4 protein-coding genes are annotated in these 3,711 nt (G+C 70.7%); all 4 read right to left on the reverse strand.

Annotated features, from left to right (window positions below; all coding sequences use genetic code 11):
* A partial coding sequence (locus VG899_06695) for a glycosyltransferase (protein ID HWA66041.1) occupies positions 1 to 901 on the reverse strand: 901 nt, incomplete at its 3' end.
* A gap of 47 nt (positions 902 to 948) precedes the next feature.
* Positions 949 to 1,515: a cysteine hydrolase family protein gene (locus tag VG899_06700; GenBank protein HWA66042.1), complete on the reverse strand. Its 567-nt coding sequence runs from the start codon at positions 1,513 to 1,515 to the stop codon at positions 949 to 951.
* Positions 1,512 to 2,717, reverse strand: coding sequence for a glycosyltransferase 87 family protein (locus VG899_06705; protein HWA66043.1), 1,206 nt, complete (start codon positions 2,715 to 2,717; stop codon positions 1,512 to 1,514). The genes VG899_06700 and VG899_06705 overlap by 4 nt, the downstream gene beginning before the upstream one ends.
* Before the next feature lie 13 nt (positions 2,718 to 2,730).
* Positions 2,731 to 3,711 (reverse strand): glycosyl hydrolase (locus VG899_06710; GenBank protein HWA66044.1); only part of this gene is annotated, 981 nt, incomplete at its 5' end.

A 3,711-nucleotide genomic window follows, 5' to 3' on the forward strand; every position in this document is an offset into this window, starting at 1 on the left:
CGGCCACGTCGGACCACCCGGCGCCGATCAGTGCGCGCACGCCGAGGCGCTGCGCGACGGTCTCGATCATCGCGCGCGCCGCGACCGCGTCGAGCACCGGCATGCTGCCGAAGCCGAAGTACACCGGCGCGTCGCCGGCGGCGAGCCAGCGTTCCAGGTCCGGCGGGACGGTCGCCTCGCCCCACGCCTCGCGCAGCTCGCGCGGCACGGCGATCTCGCCGACGTTGCGCACGTGCTCCGGCCAGTCGGGCGGCTCCGGCAGGAGCGCCCGGGTGATCAGGTGGCTGACCGGGACCTGGGCGCGCCGCAACGCGCGCAGCGGGTTCGCCACGCGCGCAGGAAGCCCGAGCTGGCGGCGAAATGCCCGCACGTTTCGCCGCGACCCCCACCAGAAGACGGTCTCGAACACCAGGTGGCTCGCCCTGCGTAGCAGCGCCGTCGGCGCGTGTGTCGAGCGGAAGATGTACGGCGAAGCGAACTGCGCGGTGGGGTGGATCGGCGGGACATAAACGGCGAGCATGCGTTGCCCGCTTGCCTCGACGAGGCTCGTGGCGCGAGCGACGGCGAGCACCGAGGCGATCACCATTTCCGCGTCACGACTGGCCTCCACCAGCGCGTCGCCGATCTCACGGCTCGCCTCGGTCTCGCGTCGGCTCAGCTCCTTGATGAACTTGGTGGTCTTCCCGGCGGAGAGCACCGCGCGGCCTTGCTCCGAGCTCATGAACTCCTGGGAGTCGACGGGGACGGCGACGGTGTCCAGGCCGATGCTTCTCGTCATGTCCACGAGGTTTTCGCACACCGCGATTCGCACCGCGTGTCCGCGCCGGGCGAGGGCATGACCGAGCACCGCGTAGGGCTGGACGTCGCCGCGGGTGCCGTAGGTGAGGATGGCGATCTTCATCCCGCCGCTCGATCCCCCACGGCAGCAGTGTGAGGGAGCCTGATCGGTCAATCAACCGAGCTCTGGAACCGCACCTGTTCGGTCGGGACGGCACCCGTCGTACGACCGGGGGCCTGCTGGAACTGCCAGTAGAGGTTGGTGTGGGCGATGACCTGCTCCGGCGGCGGAGCGCCGCACGCCGTGAGGTCCTCGGTGGTGTGGGCGTCGGACACCAGCGTGGCGTCGTACCCGCGAGCGAGTGCCCCGTGCAGCGTCGACCGGATGCACATGTCGGTCTGAGCGCCGACCACGACCAGCCGACCGACGCCGAGGCCTGCCAGCACGTCTTCAAGACCGGTGTCTTCGAAGGAGTCGCCGTAGCGCTTCTCGACCAGCGGCTCGTCCGGGTCGCGGCGCAGCTCGTCGACGTACTGCCACGCGTCGCTGCCACGGGCCAGCCCGCCGTCGTCGTTGTGCTGCACCCAGACCACCGGGACCTGCTCGCGCCGGGCCCGCTCGACGAGGGCCGCGACGTTGCCGATGACCTCGTCGCGACGCGGCGCGCCGGCGACCGCGCCGTTCTGCACGTCGACCACGAGCAGTGCGGTGTTCGGGCGGTTGGGCAGCGTCGTCATGGCGTCACCGCCTCGGGCTGCACCTCGGCGGGACGTCTGGCGAGCGTGATGACCATGGCAACGAATCCGATCAGCATCAGGTAGGCGGTGACGGCGTAGAGCGTGGTCGGCACGGTGCTCCACAACCCGAGCTCGGTGGTGAAGACGAGTGCGATCGGCAGGATCCAGGCGATCGCGGCGGCGGTCGCCGTACGCAGGTAGCCCGCGGCGATCACCGGCACGAACACCCACAGCGAGTACTGCAGGAAGAAGTTCGGGCTGGCGACGACGAACGCGCCGAAGACCAGGCCCGCCGCCGCGTAGGGGTGCATCCGCTTGCGCAGCGCAACCCACGCGGCGAACGCGAGGCCGACCAGCACGAGCGGGATCGTGAGGTGCTTGAGCACCCGGTTCGCCAGGTTCAGGTGCGCGAGGCTCGCCGGCCAGTGGTGCAACAGGTGCGGCTGGACGAGCAGGCTCAGTCCGCCGAGCCCGGCAAGCCCGTGGTAGCGCAGGATCGTGTGGACCGTGCCCGTGTAGGCGACCTCGAACGGCAGCACCGCAAGGCACGGGATCGCCGCGGCGACGATGGTCAGCTTGACGCGTTCGCGGTTGTCGACGGCGGTCGGGTAGAGCGCGAGCAACCCGAGGATCGGCACGGTCTTGATGCCGGCGCCGATCCCGAGCGCGAGCCCCGCCCACAACCAGCGAGTGGGCTGCGGTGCTCGCAGCCACAGGACGCCGGCCCCGAGCACGCACAACGCGGCGGCACCGTCGAGCTGGCCTTGCAGGACGGTCTCGGCGAGGAACGGCGGCCCGAAGGCGACAAGCGCGGCGGCAAGCAGTCCCGCGTTCTTGCTGCGGCCGAGGAGGCGTACGGCGTACTGGATCAACCAGACCAGGGCACCGTCGACGAGGACCAGCGGCAACCGGATCCCGGTGGGCCCGCTGAGCCCGAGCGCGTCGGCGACGTGGAGCCCGAGGACGCTGACCGGAAGCCACAGCGGCGGGTACGGCCAGACCGCGCCGTTGCTGCTGAAGTAGGCGTAGGCGTGCAGGTGGTGCGCGGTCAGCTGATCGGCGGCGAAGGTGGCGTTGTCGATGTCGTACGCCGTGCCGTGGTAGTGCCCGAGCAGCGAGAAGCGCAACGCGAGACCGGCGACGACCAGGGCACCGACCAGAACCCCGTAGTGACGATCGATCCGCTCGGTCACGCCCGTCACAGGCGGGAGGTTACTAGTGGCCGCCGCCGAAGAGCCGCAGATAGAGCGCGGCGGCCTTCGGGAACGACCCGTCCCCGATCGCGAAGGTCGACCCGGCGTCCTGCGGGCCGTCGAAGTAGACCTCGAACGCCGTGCGGTGCGAGGCAAACCAGGCGTGCATCTGCTGGATGAAGTACGGGTCGTCGCCGCCGGCGATGGGCGCGCCCGGGTCGTGCACGAGACCCCACTCGGGGAACGCGATGGGCTTGTCGTGGCGCGCCGCGAAGCTGGCCTGCCACGCCAGGCCGTACCTCTGATGCACCAGGTCGTTCCACCGCTGGGCGGGGGTCTCGCCGCCGGTCAGGCCGCGGTCGTAGACGTCGAGACCGATGTCGTCGACGTAGGTGTCGCCGGGATAGGCAAGCGCCGGATCGGGACCGTCGTTGGACAGGTTCGGGTTCCAGACGAAGGTGAACTTCGCTCCGGACACGGACCGCATCGAAGTGACCGCCTGCCGCCACGCGACGGCGTACAGCGCCGCATCCTGCGGGGAGGCGACCTGCCAGCGGAAGTACGGCGTGTTGAACTCCCAGCCGAGCCGGATGACGCTGTTGGCGCGCCCGTCGCTGACCAGCGTCTTCGCCAGCTGCGCGTAGTTGCTGTTGTAGTCACCGGCGGCCGCGTCGGACAGGCTGCCACCGGTCGCGGGCCACATCGGCACACTCACCACGAGCTGCACCGCGTAGTCCTTGCGCCAGGCCAGCGACAGCACCAGCGGGTGCTCGATGGACTCCCACGCGCCGCCGCCGACGAAGTCCGTCGCCACCTGGATCGCCGCCCCCCGCCACTTGGCGAACGCCTCGTCGTCGGCGGGACTGTGACCGGCGTACACCCCTGACAGCCAGCCGGTGTTCGGGCCCGGTTTCGCGAAGTGGTGGACCGGGCGGGTCAGCCGGTAGATCGCGCCGCCGACGACGACCACCACCGCGAGCGCAGCCAGCGCGAGGAGCAGCCA

It is taken from the genome of Mycobacteriales bacterium (assembly GCA_035550055.1).
GTDB lineage: Bacteria > Actinomycetota > Actinomycetes > JAFAQI01 > JAFAQI01 > DASZTV01.